The organism is Candidatus Zixiibacteriota bacterium (assembly GCA_040756055.1).
Taxonomy (GTDB): Bacteria; Zixibacteria; MSB-5A5; order GN15; family FEB-12.
On sequence record JBFLZR010000007.1, the window covers coordinates 133,107 to 152,699 of the forward strand.

Annotated in this window: 15 protein-coding genes; 8 read left to right on the forward strand and 7 right to left on the reverse strand. The window is 51.5% G+C overall.

Annotated features, from left to right (window positions below; all coding sequences use genetic code 11):
• Positions 1 to 3: 3 nt before the first annotated feature.
• Positions 4 to 1,392: a hypothetical protein gene (locus AB1483_12760; protein ID MEW6413320.1), complete on the reverse strand. Its 1,389-nt coding sequence runs from the start codon at positions 1,390 to 1,392 to the stop codon at positions 4 to 6.
• A gap of 144 nt (positions 1,393 to 1,536) precedes the next feature.
• Here AB1483_12760 and pyk point away from each other — a divergent pair, with 144 nt between their 5' ends.
• Positions 1,537 to 2,976 carry a pyruvate kinase gene (gene pyk, locus AB1483_12765; GenBank protein MEW6413321.1) on the forward strand — a complete coding sequence of 480 codons (1,440 nt, stop codon included), beginning with the start codon at positions 1,537 to 1,539 and terminating at the stop codon, positions 2,974 to 2,976.
• Positions 2,957 to 3,874: a polysaccharide deacetylase family protein gene (locus tag AB1483_12770; GenBank protein MEW6413322.1), complete on the forward strand. Its 918-nt coding sequence runs from the start codon at positions 2,957 to 2,959 to the stop codon at positions 3,872 to 3,874. The genes pyk and AB1483_12770 overlap by 20 nt, the downstream gene beginning before the upstream one ends.
• Before the next feature lie 4 nt (positions 3,875 to 3,878).
• Here AB1483_12770 and AB1483_12775 read toward each other — a convergent pair whose 3' ends face one another.
• Positions 3,879 to 4,265 (reverse strand): hypothetical protein, encoded by a 387-nt coding sequence (locus AB1483_12775; GenBank protein MEW6413323.1) that lies wholly within the window; start codon positions 4,263 to 4,265, stop codon positions 3,879 to 3,881.
• A 175-nt stretch (positions 4,266 to 4,440) separates the two neighbouring features.
• Here AB1483_12775 and AB1483_12780 point away from each other — a divergent pair, with 175 nt between their 5' ends.
• The 4 genes from AB1483_12780 (at position 4,441) to pyrE (ending at position 8,734) form a co-directional block, all read left to right on the forward strand.
• Positions 4,441 to 6,687, forward strand: a complete 2,247-nt coding sequence (locus AB1483_12780) for a vitamin B12-dependent ribonucleotide reductase (protein MEW6413324.1) — start codon at positions 4,441 to 4,443, stop codon at positions 6,685 to 6,687.
• Between the two features lie 72 nt (positions 6,688 to 6,759).
• Positions 6,760 to 7,419 (forward strand): hypothetical protein, encoded by a 660-nt coding sequence (locus AB1483_12785; protein MEW6413325.1) that lies wholly within the window; start codon positions 6,760 to 6,762, stop codon positions 7,417 to 7,419.
• 371 nt (positions 7,420 to 7,790) lie between these two features.
• Positions 7,791 to 8,165 (forward strand): holo-ACP synthase, encoded by a 375-nt coding sequence (gene acpS / locus AB1483_12790; protein ID MEW6413326.1) that lies wholly within the window; start codon positions 7,791 to 7,793, stop codon positions 8,163 to 8,165.
• Positions 8,162 to 8,734 (forward strand): orotate phosphoribosyltransferase, encoded by a 573-nt coding sequence (pyrE, locus tag AB1483_12795; protein MEW6413327.1) that lies wholly within the window; start codon positions 8,162 to 8,164, stop codon positions 8,732 to 8,734. The genes acpS and pyrE overlap by 4 nt, the downstream gene beginning before the upstream one ends.
• 40 nt (positions 8,735 to 8,774) lie before the next feature.
• Here the strand turns inward: pyrE and AB1483_12800 are convergent, their stop codons facing one another.
• The 5 genes from AB1483_12800 to AB1483_12820 are packed head-to-tail and all read right to left on the reverse strand — an operon-like array spanning position 8,775 to position 13,862.
• A complete protein-coding gene (locus AB1483_12800; GenBank protein MEW6413328.1) occupies positions 8,775 to 10,463 on the reverse strand; it encodes a response regulator in 1,689 nt (562 codons plus the stop codon).
• Positions 10,456 to 10,827, reverse strand: coding sequence for a response regulator (locus AB1483_12805; protein MEW6413329.1), 372 nt, complete (start codon positions 10,825 to 10,827; stop codon positions 10,456 to 10,458). The genes AB1483_12800 and AB1483_12805 overlap by 8 nt, the downstream gene beginning before the upstream one ends.
• A 9-nt stretch (positions 10,828 to 10,836) precedes the next feature.
• Positions 10,837 to 11,199 (reverse strand): response regulator, encoded by a 363-nt coding sequence (locus AB1483_12810; protein ID MEW6413330.1) that lies wholly within the window; start codon positions 11,197 to 11,199, stop codon positions 10,837 to 10,839.
• A gap of 12 nt (positions 11,200 to 11,211) precedes the next feature.
• Entirely contained in the window at positions 11,212 to 12,906 is a 1,695-nt protein-coding gene (locus tag AB1483_12815) for an ATP-binding protein (GenBank protein ID MEW6413331.1), read from the reverse strand.
• Positions 12,903 to 13,862, reverse strand: coding sequence for an ABC transporter substrate-binding protein (locus tag AB1483_12820; GenBank protein ID MEW6413332.1), 960 nt, complete (start codon positions 13,860 to 13,862; stop codon positions 12,903 to 12,905). The genes AB1483_12815 and AB1483_12820 overlap by 4 nt, the downstream gene beginning before the upstream one ends.
• Before the next feature lie 306 nt (positions 13,863 to 14,168).
• On the opposite strand from AB1483_12820, the gene AB1483_12825 reads away from it, so the two are divergent.
• On the forward strand, positions 14,169 to 16,844 hold the full coding sequence (locus tag AB1483_12825; GenBank protein MEW6413333.1) for a TonB-dependent receptor: 2,676 nt from the start codon (positions 14,169 to 14,171) through the stop codon (positions 16,842 to 16,844).
• Between the two features lie 15 nt (positions 16,845 to 16,859).
• Positions 16,860 to 19,583: a hypothetical protein gene (locus tag AB1483_12830; protein ID MEW6413334.1), complete on the forward strand. Its 2,724-nt coding sequence runs from the start codon at positions 16,860 to 16,862 to the stop codon at positions 19,581 to 19,583.
• Positions 19,584 to 19,593: the final 10 nt, after the last annotated feature.

Consider the following 19,593-nt stretch of genomic DNA (forward strand, 5'->3'; position numbering starts at 1 on the left):
TTTCTATCGATGTTTGAGGGTTAATTCGGTGACCAGTTTCTCATTCTCTATGGCGATATTCCTGGTAACTACCTTACCAAGTCTTTCAGAAAGATGTTCTATGAAAATGCTACAGTCACTCTGTACGACCTCGACAGGCATACAGCTGTCGAAGGTGGTCTCGAACACGACCGACAAATTGCCCGAATCCGTGTTTGAGAACGTTACTTTCATCTCACAATCATTACACTCGCGGCGCAGATGGGAGGTTAAAACGGCCTCAAACAACATCCGGTATGCATCCGCCGGAGCCGTTACATGCGAATCGACAGCGTGATCGTTGATCACAATCAGGGCCTCCGTCGGAAGGTAGCCTTCTACGCCATCAATAGCCCGGTCGAGCTCCGAGGCAAGGTTCTGGGTTCTTTCGCCAAGGTTGTCGAAACGAAGCATGAACGACAGCCTTCTGGTGAGAAGCTCCAGGGCGTCGGATTCCCTCTGTATCCCGGCGGCGAGTTGTGCCGTTTCAATGTCGCCCTTTTCACAGGCTGTCTGTTTTAGGAAGTCCGCCGCGAGACCCAGGTTGGCGGCTCTCGTGGTGAACTGACCGGTAAGGGAACAGAGCACCTCGCTCTCCTTTTTGGCCCTTACGATATTGGAGTCCAGACTGACCACGGACAAATCAAGCACCCCGGCATTCGTGTTTTCCATCATCAGATTGTACCGCGACATGAGAGGCGACAGGTGATATTTGAGCTGCTGGAGACTTATATCAACCAGCGAATGGTCAGGGCTGCCGAGCCGCTTTGTGGCCGACCGGTTGACCGACAACACCCGCCCCGTCGAGCGATCTATCAACAACGTGGCCGTTTTCGTGTCGAGCCGTTTCTTCGCCGCGCCAATACCGCTCTTGATCAAAGCATAGGCGTCCCTGAACAGGTAAACCATACGCGTGAAAACACAATCGTCATCGATTCGTCCCAGGCGATGCGCCGGTCCAAAGAAACCGAGAATAATGTGATCAGACTCATAAGGATTGATAATAGCGGAGAAGATTCGGTACTGCTGATGACTGTCGGTCATGTGCTCCGGTTCATAACGGTGTGAAAAGACCGCCTCACCACCGTGACAGGTGGTCGATTCAATAACATCGAATGGGAACAACTCCAGACCTTCGGGATGAATATACGTTCTATTATGAATCAAAAAGGTCAGACAATCGGCGGGCGCGATACTGTCAAGAAACACCCGCTCCTTGTCGGTTATCGACCCATTCACTAACAGACGAAAAAGCAGCGGCTTGGCGACTGTTTTCGCCTGCTCTTCAATTTGACTGTGGTCAATTTTAGGTGCTAAAGCCGGCAATGTTGCCACATCGATCACAGCTTCATCGTGAAACTCTTTGGTAAGCATAAATTTTCTTTCGTTTCAAATTGAGACATCTTTCTAAAAGTATCGGACTGCCCCAAAATTACTTTAGCCGCCCGTTTGGGCCACAGACCCGATCTCAGGGATTTTTGTTGATTTCAACCCTTGTTGCCGGTACTTAATACCCATATGAAAAGAACCAAAGTAATTGCCACGTACGGGCCGGCAATTTCATCGCAGGGCAGACTGTCGCAGGTTGTCGCCGCGGGGGTGAACATAATCCGGGTCAACTGCTCACATGGAACGACCCCGGATTTCGTAAGAGCCGCCAACTCCATACGAAATGCCACCAAAAAGGAAAGATTCCCGGTCGGCCTGCTTTTCGATATTTCAGGGCCAAAACTAAGACTCGAGCGTTTTGACGGCAAAGTGGTCGTAAAACTGGACCAGAAGCTGAATCTCACCACCGGCCGAACCGAATTGGACAAAAAAACCATCGCCGTGAATCACCCCGGCATAATCCGCTCAATCAAAAAAGGACAGAAAGTCTATATCGACGACGGTAATTTGATATTCGAAGCCCTCTCGTCGGGCGATCGATGGGTTACTCTCAAAGCCGTCAACGGCGGCACGATCCTGCCGGGCAAAGGTATAAACCTGCCGCAGAGCGATATTCGTATCCCCACTATCTCCGACAAGGACAAAGATGATATCAAGACCGCTATTCGTCTGAAGGCCGACTATGTCGCCCTGTCTTTCGTGAGGTCGGCTGCCGATGTTCTGGAAGCTCGTCGAATCATCGAGAGCTTTGGCGGAGATCAGCAGATTATCGCCAAATTGGAAAAGAAAGAGGCTATCGATAATCTCGACAAAATCCTCGAAGTAGCCGATGGTGTAATGATTGCCCGCGGTGATCTGGGCGTGGAATTGCCTCTCGCCGAACTCCCCGATCTGCAGAAGAAGATTATCAGGGCCGCCAACTTCAGACACAAAGCCGTTATAGTCGCGACCCAAATGCTCGAATCGATGCGCTTTGCCCCCAGGCCGACCAGGGCCGAGGTAAATGATGTCGCTTCGGCGGTGTACGATGGTGTCGACGCGGTTATGTTGTCGGCCGAAACCGCGACCGGCAACTATCCTGTCGAGAGTGTCAGGACAATGGAACAGATAATCACCGCGACTGAAAAAACCGCGCAGCCGCTTAAAATAGAAGTGGGCCGCTACAAAGTGAGCCTGGAGATCACCGAGGCTATCGCCAAGGCGGTCAGCGCTCACGATGGCGGATGCTCGACGAAACTGATATTCGCCTTCACGACATCGGGATTCACCGCCGCCATGATATCCAATCTGTTTCCCCCACAACTGGTAATTGCGCTGACCCCGGATCCGAGAGTGCTCACCAAACTGGTCCTTCTGCGTTCGGTCTACCCGGTTCAGATTGAACAGCCGCGGTCATTCGATGATATGCTCGATACCGTTAACGATGTAGCCAGGAAATATCGCCTTACACAGGCCGGCGATAAAGTAGTCATCACCGGAGGCGTCCCCTTCGGTTCAACCGTACCTACCAACTTTATGATGTACCATGAAATGGGGAAGAAGCAAAAACATGGACGGCGCTCGAAATAAATCACTGCTGCCGATAACGGTGTGGTTTTTTGCCATACTGGTCGGTACTCTGCTGACTGTCGAGGACGGATTATGTCAGACAAAGAGCAAAAAAAGTAACAAGCAAATTTGCATCACCTTCGATGAACTGCCCGCGTCGGAATCATTCGGAGAGACCGATCGGTCCGCGATCACTTATCTTTTGCTGGAAACCCTGAAAAAGCACAACGTCAAAGCGGCCGGCTTCGTGGTCGGCGACCAGATCGAAGGCAGTTTTGATATCCTCGGCGAGTGGCTTAATAACGGCCATATCATAGGGAATATGACCTATTCGAATCAGGACCTGCATGAGCTGGGTATAGAGCAGTTTATTAAGGATATTGTGGCCGGTAACGACGCTCTGGAAACAATGCTCAAGGGATTTGGCCAAAAAGGCCGCTACTTCAGATATCCGTTTTTGCACTACGGCAGCACGGTGGAGGCCAAGGACGAGGTAAGACTCTATCTTGATGAAAACGATTATACGGTCGTTCACGCGTCGGTGGTCATCGAAGACTATCTTTACAATCTGAGTTTTGAAAAGATGGGCACGATTCCTGATTCAGCCGAATATGACAATCTCCTTAACGAGTATGTCAACCATGTGCTCGATGAAATCGAGCGGATGGAGCGACTTTCTAAGCAGATTCTCGGACGCCCCTGCCGGCACATCCTTCGTCTCAAGGCAAACCGCCTCAATGCGGTGTTTCTCGATGAGATGCTGACAGCCATTGAAGATATGGGCTATGGGTTTATCCCTCTCGACCAGGCTCTCGATGATGAGCTGTACTCGGCCCCGGAAGCTTATTTCGGGCTTCGCGGTGTCAGCTATCTCCAGATGATAATGGAAAGCGATTCGGACTATCTGCCCGCCGAGTAATCGGTCAGATTCCCTTTGCGGTCTTTATATATTCGATCCCGCAGCGCACCAGAGCCACCCCTATTATGAGGTATAGGGATGCCACATATGTGTGGGGGATGGGAAAATGACGAAGGGTATAACCGATGCCCATCATTACTATCACCAGCAAGTATGATACAACGGCCTGAAAGGCGAAAACGCAGATGCGCTCCTTGTGGGGGGACAAGGCTTTTATGCGCGCGACGTTCTTTCTGACGAGCCTGGAGAAGCCGAAACGCCCTACCAGCATTCCGACGATAAAAGCAGCGCCAATCAGCAGATATGACCTCTCGTGAGAAGCGCTCAGCCAGAAGACCGCTATCGAAATCAGCGCAATACCCACGACCAGCCAGACTACGCCCGCGGTCATAACAAGCGTTTTTCGGCTCGCCGCCGGTTCTTTCAATTGAAAGCCCATAACGTAATTAGCTAAATAATATAGGGTTGCATCCACTAAAAACTGCAGAATGTGATTAACAGCCGGGCCCGCAAGTCGTATAATAATATAGACCTTATAATCCGACAATTATGACAGAGGATATTATATGAATGAATATAGGGATGTACAGGTTTCTTCGAACGCGATGGAAGTGCTCAAGCGGCGCTATCTTCTGCGCGATAAGCAGGGGAGAGTCATCGAGTCGCCCAAAGACATGTTTCTGCGTGTGGCCAATTATATCGCCGAGGCCGACCGGCTGTATGGCGCCGATGAAAATCGGGTGGAAAAGACCGCCCGCAAATTCTACGAGATGATGGCGGCGCTCGAATTTCTGCCCAACTCTCCCACCCTGATGAACGCGGGAAAGTCTCTCGGGCAACTCTCGGCCTGTTTTGTCCTGCCTGTGGGTGACTCCATGGAAGAGATCTTCGAGACCAACAAAAACGCCGCCCTTATTCACAAATCCGGCGGAGGTACCGGCTTCTCATTCTCGCGCCTCCGGCCCAAGAACTCCATTGTGGCTTCTACATCGGGGGTAGCATCAGGACCGGTATCATTTATGAAAGTCTACAATTCGTCTACCGAAGCGGTAAAGCAGGGCGGCACGCGCCGCGGCGCCAACATGGGAATCCTGCGAGTGGACCACCCCGATATTCTCGATTTTATCTCCTGCAAACGTGACACCTCCGAGATAACCAACTTCAACATTTCAGTCGCCGTCACCGATGCCTTCATGGATGCCTTAAGGGAGAATAGAAGCTATCCTCTTTTGAATCCACACACTGGCAGAACTCATGAAATCGATGGTGAAGAAGTACATCTCGATGCCCGCGAGGTTTTCGACCTGATTGTCGACAACGCCTGGGCGACCGGCGAACCCGGAATCATGTTCATTGATCGGGTAAACCGCCTGAACCCCACCAGACCTTCGGAGGTAATCGAAGCTACCAATCCCTGCGGGGAACAGCCGCTTCCGCCCTATGATTCGTGCAACCTTGGCTCTGTCAATCTCGGTCTGTTCGTGAAACAGCCGTTGCCGTCCAAATACACCATATCCTCACCCGAAGAGGGCATTGACTGGGATCGGCTGGGAACGGTTGTGCGAGCCGCGGTGCATTTTCTCGACAATGTCATTGACCGCAACAAATACCCGATTGAACCGATCGAAAAACAAACGAAAAAAAACCGGCGTATAGGGCTCGGGGTTATGGGATGGGCCGATATGCTTGTCCGTCTCGGACTGCCTTACACCAGCGACCAGGCTATCGAACTGGCCGGCAAAGTCATGGGTTTCATCGAAAGCGAAGGGCACAAGCATTCTTCGGAACTGGCCAAGGCACGAGGGAAATTTCCGAACTGGGATGGCTCCGTTTACAAAGAAGACAATATTGCCATGCGCAACGCTACGGTTACGACTATCGCTCCCACGGGTACTATTTCGATTATCGCGGGGTGCTCCTCAGGCATCGAACCATACTACGCCATAGCGTTCGAACGTAATGTCATGGACGGAACAAAGCTTACCGAAGTCAATCCGCTCTTCAGAGAGACAGCCGCAAGGGACGGGTTTTATTCTGATGATCTCGTTTCCAGGGTATCTTCGCGAAGAACGCTGGCCGATATAAAAGAAATCCCCGACAACGTCAAGGCTCTTTTTCTTACTGCCGCGGATATTTCGGCCGATGAGCACGTGCGTATGCAGGCGGCCTTTCAGAAACATTGCGATTCTTCGGTTTCGAAAACCATCAATTTCCCGGAATTCGCCACCCGCGATGATGTCCGCAGCGCCTATCTGCTTGCCTACGATTCCGGATGCAAGGGCGTGACAATTTACCGCGATAATTCGCGTCCCAACCAGGTCCTTTCTACCGGTGGCGCGGGCGCCATGGCAGTCATCGATTCCTCAAAAGTGGAAAAACGCCCCAACGTCCTGCCCGGCATAACCGAAAAGATAAGAACCGGCTATGGCAATCTTTATGTTACTGTAAATACACGCGACGGCCGGCCATTCGAAGTATTTGCCCACATCGGCAAATCCGGCTATACGACTATGGCCGATACCGAGGCTATTTGCCGGCTGATTTCCCTGGCCCTGAGATCGGGAGTCCCGGTGGGGCAGGTGATACGTCAACTCCGCGGCATCGGCGGCTCCAGCCAGATTTTTGCCGATGGCGCCAAGGTTTCCTCAATTCCCGATGCCATTGCGCAAGTTTTGAACAAGCACTTTGGGGATCCCGCAGAGAGAGTTGACAGTTTATCAACTTCGGGAGAAATTTGCCCGCAGTGCTCTGCGGCCATGAGATTAGACTCGGGCTGCTTCACTTGCGCATCTTGTGGTTATTCAACCTGCTAATTCTGCCGATATAAATTAAATGGGGTCACGGGTTGTATTGTGGCTGCCCGTGCCCGTTTACAGAGATTGAAAATGACAGTATCCAGCTTCATACCCAATGGTCGGACATCGCTGGTGAAGCGAGGGCAGACTTCCCTGCAAGTGCAGACTGAGTACGCCTTCAGGCCATACCCTCGTCTGACCACCACGGTCCTCAACAATGGGCAGGTTGTTCACAAGATCGAGAAAAAACTTGAACGACCGATTAGCTCCCAGGAAGAACAGTGCGAAGTAGAGCGCCAAATAAAGAGGCAGCACCACGAAATTGTCACCATAATAAAGCGGACCGCCAAGACCAACCCGTCGATGCTCAAGGACATCAAACAATCGTCCAATGACTATGCCCCGTTGACTGAAAAGATGCGTTCTATCGCCGGGGTGCAGAGAATATACGACCTCGACAGCGACGGCAACTTCCTGCAAAAAGAAAATGCGGCGCAATTCAAAAATGCGTTCAGCGCGCTCTTTAAAGGTCTGCGGGAGCTAATAGAAGTATTCGCCACCGTGCCCGGAATTACTATTACCAGGGAGAAAGGTGTCTATGAGGTGGAACGCGACCATCTCTACCTGGTATCTTCCGGCGACGAAATCTATATCGTTGTGGTGAAACCAACGGGCGAGGTAGCGGACTATGAGTCGGCCCTTAAAGCGGTGCTGGCTGAGTCTTTTATGGAATCCCCGAAAAAATCCTGACGCTGCTGTCAAAAGCAAACCGAACTTACCAAAAAAGCCTGCCGTATCCGGCAGGCTTTTTTCGTTATCTTAAGGAGAGAGGTCCGCTATTTGAAAAACTCCCATACTGTACGGTAAAGGGTTTTTATAGCCACTTCATCGCATTTAGTCTCGCTACCAGCCATGGGCCGGGTCACGGCGAAAACGCAGCGTCGAAGAGACGGCCTTCATTAGCTAAGTGTTAGAGAATTTCAAATGTCAACCCTCTCTCCATCTTAGTCCCATGATATTTTGTTCAATACTTTAATGCAATTACTTTTTGGTAAAAGTTGCGAGTCGCAGCGTTTTTTAATATGTTCTCACTGCATTTACGACCGGGACAGGAGTAAAGTTTGGTTAATTCGATAGGCCTTGACTTAGTTGAAGTTGCGCGAATAAGCAAAGATCTCGATAAGTACGGACGGCGCTTCGCCGAACGGGTACTAAGTGGTAATGAACTGGTACTTTTCGACAGGCGTCGTGATCGAGCGATCTTCCTGGCAGGACGTTTCGCCGCCAAAGAAGCCGTAATCAAAGGGTTGGGACACTATCTGGACGATCGACCCGCCTTCTGCGAAATCGAAATCGTTAACAACGCCTCCGGTCAACCCACCCTGAGATTACCCGCCTCAATTGAAGAAAAAATCGGAAGCTATCGTTGCCTTATATCCATCACCCATGACAAAAACTACGCCGCCGCCGTCGCGGTATTTCTGGAGGAAAAATGAATCAGCAGCAGATAATCGAACTGTTCAAATCATCAAACGCCCTTCTGACAGGCCACTTCAAACTGACATCGGGAAAACACAGCGATGTTTACTACGAAAAATTCACTTTGCTCAAACAGCCGACACTGTGCACCAAAATCTGCCAGGAGATGGCCGCGCGATTCAGCGGCAGCGGCGCGGTGACCGTCGTGGGTCCCACCACCGGCGGGATTATAATCGCCTACGACATCGCCAGATATATGGGCATCGAAGCCATCTACGCCGAACCCGGCGATGAGGGGAGAGTCTTTAAGCGCGGCTTCTATCTGGAAAAAGGACAAAAAGTGGTTATCGTCGATGATGTTCTCACCACCGGAAGGTCAGTCTTTGAAGTCATTGACCTGGTCAATTCCTACCAGGCCGAAATAGTCGGCGTCGGCCTTATGCTCGACCGGTCCAACGGTACCGTAAAATTCGACTATCCGTATTTCGCGCTCGCCACCGTCGCGGCCAACGCCTGGCCGCCCGAAGAGTGCCCGCTTTGCGCCAAAGGAATCGAAATCACACAAAGAGGTAGCCGGAAATTTTAACAGGGGCTGATACGGGTCACTGAGGACCTTCGGCTATTTGTCAGATAGCGCTGGCGACTTCGACCGGGTGCAGATGAAGAGGAAAGTCGATGCTGATCGATGTTCCCATACCGGGAGCCGAATCGATACTGATCTTACCGTGATGGCTTTCGATGATTCGCTTGCAAACCACCAGTCCGAAACCGTGACCCTTCTCCTTCGTCGTAAATTTCTCGTGAAATACTCTGCGAAGGTTCTCGGGCTGGATGCCAACTCCCGTGTCGGTGATGGTAACCCGAAACGATGTACGGTCTTCGTTGGGGGCCGCGTTCAGAGTAATCTCTCTTCGCTCGCAGTCCATCATAGCATCGGCGGCGTTATTGAATAAGTTATAGAGAACCTGCTGGATATGAACCGTATCGGCCTCGAACGGCAGCGGCTCGCTGATAGCAACCAGATTAATCGTCACCTGCCTGAATCGTCTCTGCGGCTTCAAGTAGTCGATGACCTCTTTGATGAGTTTGTCAAAGTAGACAATCTCCTTGGTTGTCGAAATGGGTCTTAAATCCATCAGGTTCGCCGTAAAATTCTTGATCTTCCCGATATTGTCGGCCATCACCGAAACATAGCGCTCTAATTCGTCATAGTTCTTCTTCTTGAGTTGATGATCCAGAAGTGAAAGATTGCCCGCCACCACGCCCAGGAAGTTGTTCAGCTCGTGCCCTATCTCGGCCGACATTTCACCACGGGTCGCCATCTTCTCCAGCTGAATGGTCTCGTCCTGAAGTTCCTTCAGACGAGTGTAAGCATTCTGCGCCTCTTCGAGAAACTCAAGGTTCTCAAGCGACATTGCCAGCTGGTGCGTCGTAAATGTAAGAAATCTCAGGCTTGAGTCCTCCACTCTGGCCGAATTCGAATCCACGCAGATTATCAGAACGCCATAGACAGATGATCCCCGGCATACCGGCGTCACCAACGCCAGCCGTCCATCCTGCTCGAGCGAAGGCAAAATGTTGTGTTCAAGATTCTGATCGGCGAGGTGTCGGAAGAGGGGGTGTTCGCTCAGCGATGACACCACCATGGGCTGATGTACATGCTCCGGCTCAAGGTGGTTTACGCCTTCCAGCCAGACCCGTTCGGGGAGTTCCGTTTCCGCGATATCCTCGCCGCTTACCGACAGAACGCGTACATCCGCCGTATTGCTGTTCCAGTAAAGGACCGAGCCATGACTCGAATTGCAGTGCATCATGGCAAAACGTAGCGAGATCGTAATCAGGGTCTTCTTGTCTCCGACAGTGAACAGCATGTGATGTAAATCCGACAGCCGGTCAAGCTGCGTATCGGATTCTCTGGAGTCGGCTTCCCTTTTGATCTTTTCGACCGCGTTATGGACAGCCTGCCGCATTTCCTTAAGCTCAAACGGCTTAAGAATATAATCGGAAGCCCCCTGCCTGAGAGCATCCTTGGCCGAATTGAGATTGGCGTAACCGGTGGTGAAAATTACGGCTATGTTCGGATAAGACTTGCGGACTTTCTGAACTAATTCGATACCGTCCATTCGGGGCATGCGAATATCAGTGATCAGAAGTTCCACCGCCCTTTCTTCAATGCTTTCAAGCGCCTCGAAAGCATCTGAAGCGGTTCGCACGACGAATCCGTCCTCTTCCAAAGAATCACGCACGAGAGATAGGACCACTTCTTCGTCGTCAACCACAAGTATGTTTATGTCGCTGTTGGCAAGCTTACTCATAAGCGCGAATCTCGGAAAGTAACTTTTTCACGACCGTCTTGACCTCGGTCAGGTCAAACGGCTTCTTCAGACAACAATATGCTCCTGCCTGCTGGGCAAGCTCCGAAAGCTTGTCGGGAAGAGAATCGGTCATAACAAACATCATGTCGGGCTTGGTCGCGGTAACCGCTCGCAGTACTTCAAATCCGTTTTTGCGCGGCATGTGAATGTCGCACAGGACAAGCCCGTAATCGCCGGATAAAGCTTTCTCAATCCCATCCTGACCGTCAAACGCGGAGTCGACCTGATACCCCAGATCGGAGAGATACTCGGTGAGTAAGTTCCTGATAACCTCTGAGTCGTCTATAATCAGTATTTTTACCACGATGACTCCTCAGGCCCCTATGGCGGTTGACACCGCCTGCAAAAGCTCTTTGATACTGAACGGCTTGGACAAAAACGCGCAGGCCCCGCAGTTTACGGACTGGCTTACGGTATAAAGACTCGAATAGCCCGATATGACTATTACCTTTGGACGCGGATCGACATCACGGGCATACTTTACCACTTCCTCGCCGGACACCTTGGGCATCTTAAGGTCAGTGATTATCAGATCAAAGTTGTTGGCCGACAACTGCTCTATGGCCTCATCGCCGTCACAAGCCATACTTATCTGATAATCCTCATTGAGGACTTCGTAAAGGAACTCCCGGATTATTTCTTCATCATCAACAATTAGAATAGACTTTTTGTCCATCAATTAGGCCGCTTACTTATCAGATTTACCCGAAACTATGTCCAAAAAACCCTTACTCTGGATATCGGCCCCCGCCTGGGCTTTCTGAACCGGTAATATTACCGTGAAAGTGGTCCCTTCACCGGGGGCTGATTTCACCTTTATCTCTCCGCCATGTTCCTTGATTATCCCGTAACTTACCGACAGGCCCAATCCCGTGCCTTTTCCGACCTCCTTGGTCGTAAAGAACGGCTCAAAGATCTTCTTGATGTCCTCCGGCGGGATTCCCACGCCTTGGTCCACACAGAGAATCTCTATCGCTCCTCCAAATTCACCCAAAGCCGGGCTGAGCCGAGTTATCAGTTTAATCTCGGTATTGGGCGGCGAAGCGTGCATGGCATTGATTATCAGATTGGTCAACACCTGCTGCAGCTGCCCGGCGTTCCCCTGAACGGCAGGCAGATCATTGGTGGTCTGGACCACCAGCGATATCTGGTTCATGCTGAGCTGATGTTCCACGAAAGTGCAGGTGTCGTTGATCACCCGGTTGATATCAACTTCGGCAAACTCACTGGTCCTTGAGGAGCGCGAGAATCTCAGGAGATTCTGGACAATTGTCTTGCACCGCCGCGCCTGTGTCTCGACATCCGTAAGATATCGAATGTAATTGTTCAACTCCCTGGCGGTTATCTGTTCTGGATTGACCTTTTTCATTTTCTCCAGCGCGAATTGCGTATACCCCAGAATTCCACCCAGCGGATTGTTCAACTCGTGGGCCACTCCCGCCGCAAGCTGCCCGATGGCGCTCAGCTTCTCCGATTGAATCAACTGCGTTTGCGCCTCCTCGAGTTCAAGCGTGCGCTCGATAATCTTCTCTTCCAGCGTGCGATTATACTGCTCGATTTCCTGACGCGATTGCTTGAGTGACTCCACCATCTTGTTGAAAGTCGTTGCCAACTGACCTATCTCGTCGTGCTGCTTGACAACAACCTGCTGGCTGAGATCACCCTGGCTGATCTGGTCGGTCGCGACCACCAGCCTCTTGATCGGCCTGGTTACGAACTTCACCAGCGATGTCAGGACCACCAGCGACAGGATCAAAATCAGCACCGTCAGGCCAATCACGCTTCTGGTGGCGTTGGCAATGGCTTCATTCACGACCTCCAGCGACAATATAAGCCTGATACTTCCGATCTTCTCCATCACGTAAGGTGGATCAATAGCCCCATCAAGATTTCCCGTAATACCCAGTGTCTCTCGATCGAGCTTCTCGGTTCGGGACAGTACCGGTACCGATATCTCTATGAACTCATTGCCTTCACTGTCCTGGAAATACAAGTGCCGGCAGTCGTTATGATTCACCTTGTCCTTGTGCTTTACTTCAGCCGATAACCGGTAACGCTCTTTTTCCCAGTATCCTATACTGGCCAGTATCTCTCCATCACTGTTCGATACCGATGCATACTGAACGAAATCGAATCGAGACAGAACATTAAGGGCGCTGAAAAGCTCGTACTTGGATTCAAACAGTACACCGCTCTCTACGTTCATCTGAAGCATTCTCACCATGGTCTCGCCATTGGTCTCCATTTCTCTTCGGAAACCATCGGACTGCTGCTCGATCAACAGGGCGCTGATTGAGACTATAACAGCAATCAACAGAGCATAAATCGGCAGGACAAATTTCGTCTGCAAATTGAGATTGCGGAAATATCCAAGAAGGTTCATCGATACACCTCCTTGGCTACGGCCACAAGCTCCTCGGGAATCGTTATGTTTATGCGCTTGGCCGTATTCTCATTATAATGAAACCAGATGACATCGGCCGAGGTGACGGCGATGCTGTCGGGGGATACACCACTGATGACTCTATTGGCGATGGCGCCGGCCTGAAGTCCCACGGCTTTGTAGTCAAAGTCCAGCGCGCACAAAGCCCCCGATTCCACCACATACCTCGAAAAACCCATAAAAGGTATCTGCTTGCGCACCGTCTGAAGCAAAATATATCTGGTGGACTGGGGCTTGAACAGATTCGGATCGGCCACCGACCACAACGCGTCAACTACCGATGTCAGCGAATCCAATGCGGCCGGAAGGCCCTTGTCACTCTCGACATTGAGAGCTACCAGCTCCAGACCCAGCTGACCGGCAACGATCTTCGCCTGGGGTATCAGACTCGCCGTGTTTTCGGTATAAAGAACCCCCAGCTTTTTTAACGAAGGGATTATTTTTTGGAAATAACCGAACTGGACATCTGTCGGAATGTCCAGCGACGCACCCGTTATATTCCGGCCCGGTTTCTCGTTGGATTCGACAAAGCCCGAAAGTTCAGGGTATTTTACGGCAGAGAAGACTATTGGAATATCTTCGAAATTTCGCTTTGCCAATTCCGTCGCCGAACTGCCAATCGTCAATATCAACGTCGGCCCGAGACTTCTTATGGCGATCACTGTGGATTGATCCTCCACACTGTCTCTGCCGATGGTGAACGACGTGAAACTTGCCTGAGGATACTCCTGAGCAATCACCTTTTCAGCGCCGGCCAAAGTCCTCAAAGTTGAGGTCGAACTGTCACTTGTCAACACCGCGATCTCTATCGGAGCGCCATAGGTCGTCGAGGAGGACACCACTGCCGCTACGGCAACCCCAATAGCGTATAAGACATTTTTGAGGCTCGGGACCATAGGATGAAAGAACTATCCTCTTTATTTCGTTACAGGATGAGCGGTTACGGTAATCGCCCGAAAAAGGCGCAATTATCCACCCTGTCTTTCGAATTATCGGATTCCTTGAGAAAAACTTGACGGTCCCGGTACCATTCATAATGGATAAAAAGCGCCTTGTTTCCTGCCTTTTTGCCCTAAAGGGGGAATAAAGATTTTTTGTGCCCTACCGATAAATTAGTAAACCGCGCCGCCCGCGCGACAGAGAGGTTTCAACAGTAACAAAATGACGCCATTTCCAAAATGCATTTGCGGAGAATATCTTTCATGCCCGAAAGCAAATTCCGTTCCCCTATAATACTGACACTGCTGTGTCTGCTCGCGGCTCCGGTAGGTGCCAGTGTTACCGGAAAAATATCCGGTGTGGTCACCGATTCCAGCACCGGTGCACCAATCGAGGGAGCCACTATTCGAGTCGTCGGCACCAATATGGTCACGGTCAGTGACGCCGACGGCGAATACTTTGTTATTGATATACCCGGTGGCAAGTACGATATCACCGCCACGACCGTCGGGTTTGAGCCGCTCATAAAAAAAGATGTAAGAGTCCTCGTAGACCTCACGACCCCGGTCGATTTCACCCTCAATGAAGAAACCGTCGAGCTCTCTAATCGAGTGGTGGTCATGGCCGATAACCCGATCATCCAGAAAGACCTGACCGCCTCAAAGGTGATCTTCACCTCGGATCGTCTAAAAACACTCCCTAACATCGTGACCGTGCAGTCGGTGTTGACGAATTATCCGGGCGTGATTATTGATCGTGAACAGGATCTGCACGTCAGGGGGGGGCGATCCGGCCAGGTGAGTTACTACTATGATGGTTTCTCGGTGCAGGATCCTTTTGTCGCTAACTCCGGAATCCACATTATTCCGAACGCCCTGGAGGAGTTGACCCTTACGTCCGGCGGGTATGCTGCCGAGTACGGCGAGGCTCTCTCGGGGGTGGTTAGTGCCGTCTCGCGCGAGGGTACCTCGGAGTATCACGGCGGCATAAAAACTTACCAGGGCTACACGCACGCCTATGATATAAACTCAGCCGACTGGAGTGATCTGAGGAATGTGGGCAATAGATCCGTCTCGGCCCACCTTTCAGGACCGCTTCCGTGTGTCAACTCCAGACTTTACACCTTCAGCGTTGCCGGAGAATATCTGCACGACCCCACTGACCTGCCTCACAACGGCCAGGCATCTTACACCGGAACGGCGAAATTCTCGGCACAGCCGTTTCAAAAGGTCAAGCTGGTATCGAATCTGACATATTATGAGGCGTCCGGAGAAAAGTTTGACCACCGCGATGTCAACAATGTCTCCTATGATATGAATCTCGATGGACTGCCGGTCTTTGAGAAACAGTCCTATTTGCTCGGACTCTCCGGAAACTACTACTTCAATAAGAAGTTCGTTGTCTCAACAAGATATAACCGGTTTTACACCTACACCAAGTCGGCCCCGCAACATCTGTTCAATGTCTACTGGTCCGATTGGCCCGGTTACTCCGAGGATTCCACCGGCACTTATAATGGCACTATCGATGATGACAATTATCTTAACGATGTCGATTGGAGCGACCCAATGCAGGTCGTCGGCTTTACTGACGGTGATGACTACGAACCGAGTTTCAGACTTCGCGAAACTACCTATGATGCCTTGCACCTGAGCCTTATCAATCAGTTCAACAAGTCCAATGAACTGAAAGCCGGCCTCGAATACCGAAAATACAATGTGACGTGGGACTTCAAACAGTTTTACAACACCCGACCGTACGGCGAAAAATATATCAGCAAGCCGACCTACGCGTCGCTCTTCTTACAGGATAAAATGGAGTATGACTATTTCGTTATAAACCTCGGACTTCGCTATGATTACCGCAACACCGATGTAACCTACACCGCCTGGACAATCACCGAAAGCGGTGAACCTGTGCCATATCTCAAAGAGGCAGAGTCCAAACAGCGTCTGTCCCCCCGCTTCGGTATCTCATATCCGATTTCCGATAAAAGCGTAATGCACATGAATTACGGCGTCTACTATCAAGTGCCGCAATTTCTGTATCTCTATACCAATATGAGTGGCGATGTTTCCAGCGGTTATCCGTTGGTCGGCAATCCTGACCTCGAGCCTGAACGCACCACCTCGTGGGAAATTGGTCTCGATCATCTGATAGGTGAGGCGGTAAAGTTCGATATTACCGCCTATTACAAAGATATAAATGACCTGGTAACCACCCGGTCGTCATTCGAAGTCGCCGGGAATTCCGTGACCTTCTTTGTAAATGAAGATTACGGTTCCGCCAAGGGAGTCGATATAAGCGTCGAGAAACTCCCCGCCAACGACTTCATCACAGGTTCACTATCCTATGGATATATGGTCGCTAAGGGCATTGGCTCCGATGCTCTCGAGCCCTACTATACTTACCTCACGTCGCTCGAAGATACCCTGGCGCCGCTGACCGAATACCCGCTGGATTTCGATCAGCGCCACACCTTGACCGCCGTAATCGACTTCCGCGTTCCGTACGATCGTCACTTGAAAGTGGCCGGGCTCGCCATTCCGGGAGGATGGGGAATAAACACGGTCGGTCACTATGGTTCCGGTCTTCCATACACGATGACCGATGTTGACGGCAACAGGCTCGGTGACCGCAATTCCGGCCGCCTGCCGGCATATTATACCGTCGATATGCGCTTCAACAAAGATTTCCGCATGTCGAGAGGCGGTTCTATTCTTAGCTTCTTTGTGGAAATCGATAATCTCCTCAATAGACGCAACATTATTAATGTTTACTCCCTGACGGGTTGTGCCGATGATGATGGTTTCAACCAGACAGCCACTCTGGCCTTGAGTCAGGAAGAATTGGATAAGTGGGACGCTCTGTATGATCACGATCCCCAGAATTATTCACCTCCCCGGACTATCAGAACCGGGTTAGAATTACACTTCTAAGCCGGAGATAAGATTATGACACGCCGAAAGAATACTGAAAAATGTAATATAGCCATCGTGATGGCCCTTGTCCTGTTCGCGGCAACTGTTGTGGCCATGCCGCCGCTCAAAAACGATCCGAATCAGAAAGATCCCGCTACGTTGTCGCTGTCCCCGGAACCGACCACGATCGATCGGGTGACGCACAATGTCGGCAATATCGTCACTACCGTCGACAACTGGGGGCTGGTAGGTGGATATCCGGGATATCTGCCGTCGGGAGAGTGGCCGCGTAATTCCGGACACGATTACCTGGCTGAAATACACTACTGGATGGGCGCGGTGCTCCCAACCGGCGACACTCTGGTGGCCAACACCGCAGACGACTTCCAAGGCATGAGAATGCCGGTGAACGGTTCCGACGCCTACAAAATATATCTCTCGACGGATACCAATCGCTACTATGACTTTGACCCCGCCGATACGGTCGGTCTCAGCGAAGGCAACCCGGCCTTTGGCTGGCGTATATGGAGCGCTAATCTGGAGACTTTTGAGTACAACACCAGCTACAACTCCCTCACCTCGAGTTTCAACGCCGGTGGTCCGACTTCACTTCAGGATTCGCACTACCGTCTCAACGACGCCGCATCGGGATCATCGCTGATGGGTCTGGAACTTACCCACTCGATTATGCAATGGAACTACTGCTACAATGAAGATTTCATGTTTATCGTTCTCGATATAACCAATACCACCGCCATCGACTATTACGATTTCGCCTTCGGTCTCTATGTGGATATCGATGTCGGCGGCCTCGATGGCACCGGTGGCAACGGCAACATGAATGACTCGGTCGTCTACAGTATCGAGGATAACTGGGCATACATCTTTGACGTTGTCGGTATTGATCCCGGATGGGGACCGACTGTCAAAACCGGAGTTATGGGAACCAAACTCCTCCAAACGCCGAACGATATCGGTGTGACCGCCTTCAGAACCGATGACTGGTCGTTCTTGCCGACCGATGATGTTGGTCGCTTCGAACTGATTAACAGCACCCGGTTCGATAGCCCGCTGCCTCCGACCGACCAGTACTACGTACAGTGCGTCAGAGGCATAACCCTCGGAGCCGGCCAAACCGTGCGCGTTGTTTACGCCTTGATAGCCGGAGCCGATCACGACGAGTTTGTCTCCAATGCCGCTATGGCGCAGACGATGTACGACAACTACTATGTCGGTCCTGAGCCGCCCCCGACACCATCGCTGGTGGCCAGGGCGGGCAATCAAAAAGTGTACTTGAGTTGGGGTGACACGTCAGAAGCTGCAATCGACCCGCTCAGCGGCCAGGCGGATTTTGCCGGATACAAGTTGTACCGTAGCGACGATCTCGGAAGAACCTGGGGCAACGAAGACAGAGACTTCGAAAACGACTGTCTCGATATCGAGTACATACCGGTTGCCACTTACGGCGTCACCGAGCCGGGCGATCCGATTCCGCATACCTTTATCGATAATGACCTCATCAATGGCGTCGAATACTGGTACTGCCTGGTCGCTTTCGACCGGGGAGACGAGATAATTGACCCCTTGCAGTCCGGCTACGGAATAGCCGGCGAGGCCAAAAATGTCGTTTCAATAAGACCCGAATCCGAACCGGCCGGCTATTATGATGCCGCCTCGACCGTAGAGCACATTTATACCGGCAGCGACCACCCTTCCGAGGGAGCAGTTACCCCATACATCTTTGACAAAAACGCTCTCACCGGCGCCGAGTTCAGTGTTACGTTCGAAGACGCCGCCTCCCGGACTTACTGGCACCTGCTTAACAACACCACCGGGGACACACTTCTTGCAAGGCAACGACTCTACAACGCCGATCTGCAGGATTACAACACCGCCGAAGGCATTCAGGTTATGGTCACTAACCCGGAAATTGAGCCGACCGCCTGCTCACAAACGGCATCGGTCAGCGGCACTACGACGATAGAGATTGCGCACTTCGATGGACCGTGTCTGGTATACTGGTACGGTATTCCCGACTACGCCTTCGGTTACGCTCAGTATCGCGCTACCTACGAATTGCGCTTCACCGAAGATTCCACTCTTGCCCCGTGGATGTGGGAATACTGGGAAACAGGTCATTTCCCGGAGATACCAATTCCGTTCGAGGTCTGGAACATGTCCACCAACCAGCGCGTCTCGCTCGCTACCGATGAATGGGACTACGACGGACAATGGCAGCCCGGCGATGGACTGATTATCGTGGACTATTTTTACGATCCCGACAGCAACCTGACCGAATTGGCATTCCCGCACCACTACGGGTGGCGCTTCACAATCGACGACTCCACCTTCAATCCCGTCGTTGGTGATGTGTACACCATCGAAGGAGCCCGGTTGAACGGTCCGGACGATGTCTTCCGGTTTACGGTCGATGGAATCGACGCCTCCCTGGCGGGGCAGGAACTCAAAGATATCAAAGTCGTGCCCAACCCGTATTTCGTCCAGTATTCGTCGCGGGTGGAGACAGTTGAGGGACAATCGATGTTGTTCTTCAACAACCTTCCGAACAAGTGCACGATCAGAATATATACGCTTGCCGGCGATCTCGTCAGAACCATCGCTCACGACGACGATACCGGTTCCGAAACATGGGACCTGTTGTCCTCGAGCAAACAACTGGTGGCCGCCGGTCACTATATCTTCCACGTGGAATCCGAATATGGTGAACACATGGGACGATTCGCGATAGTGAAATAAGGAGACGCCG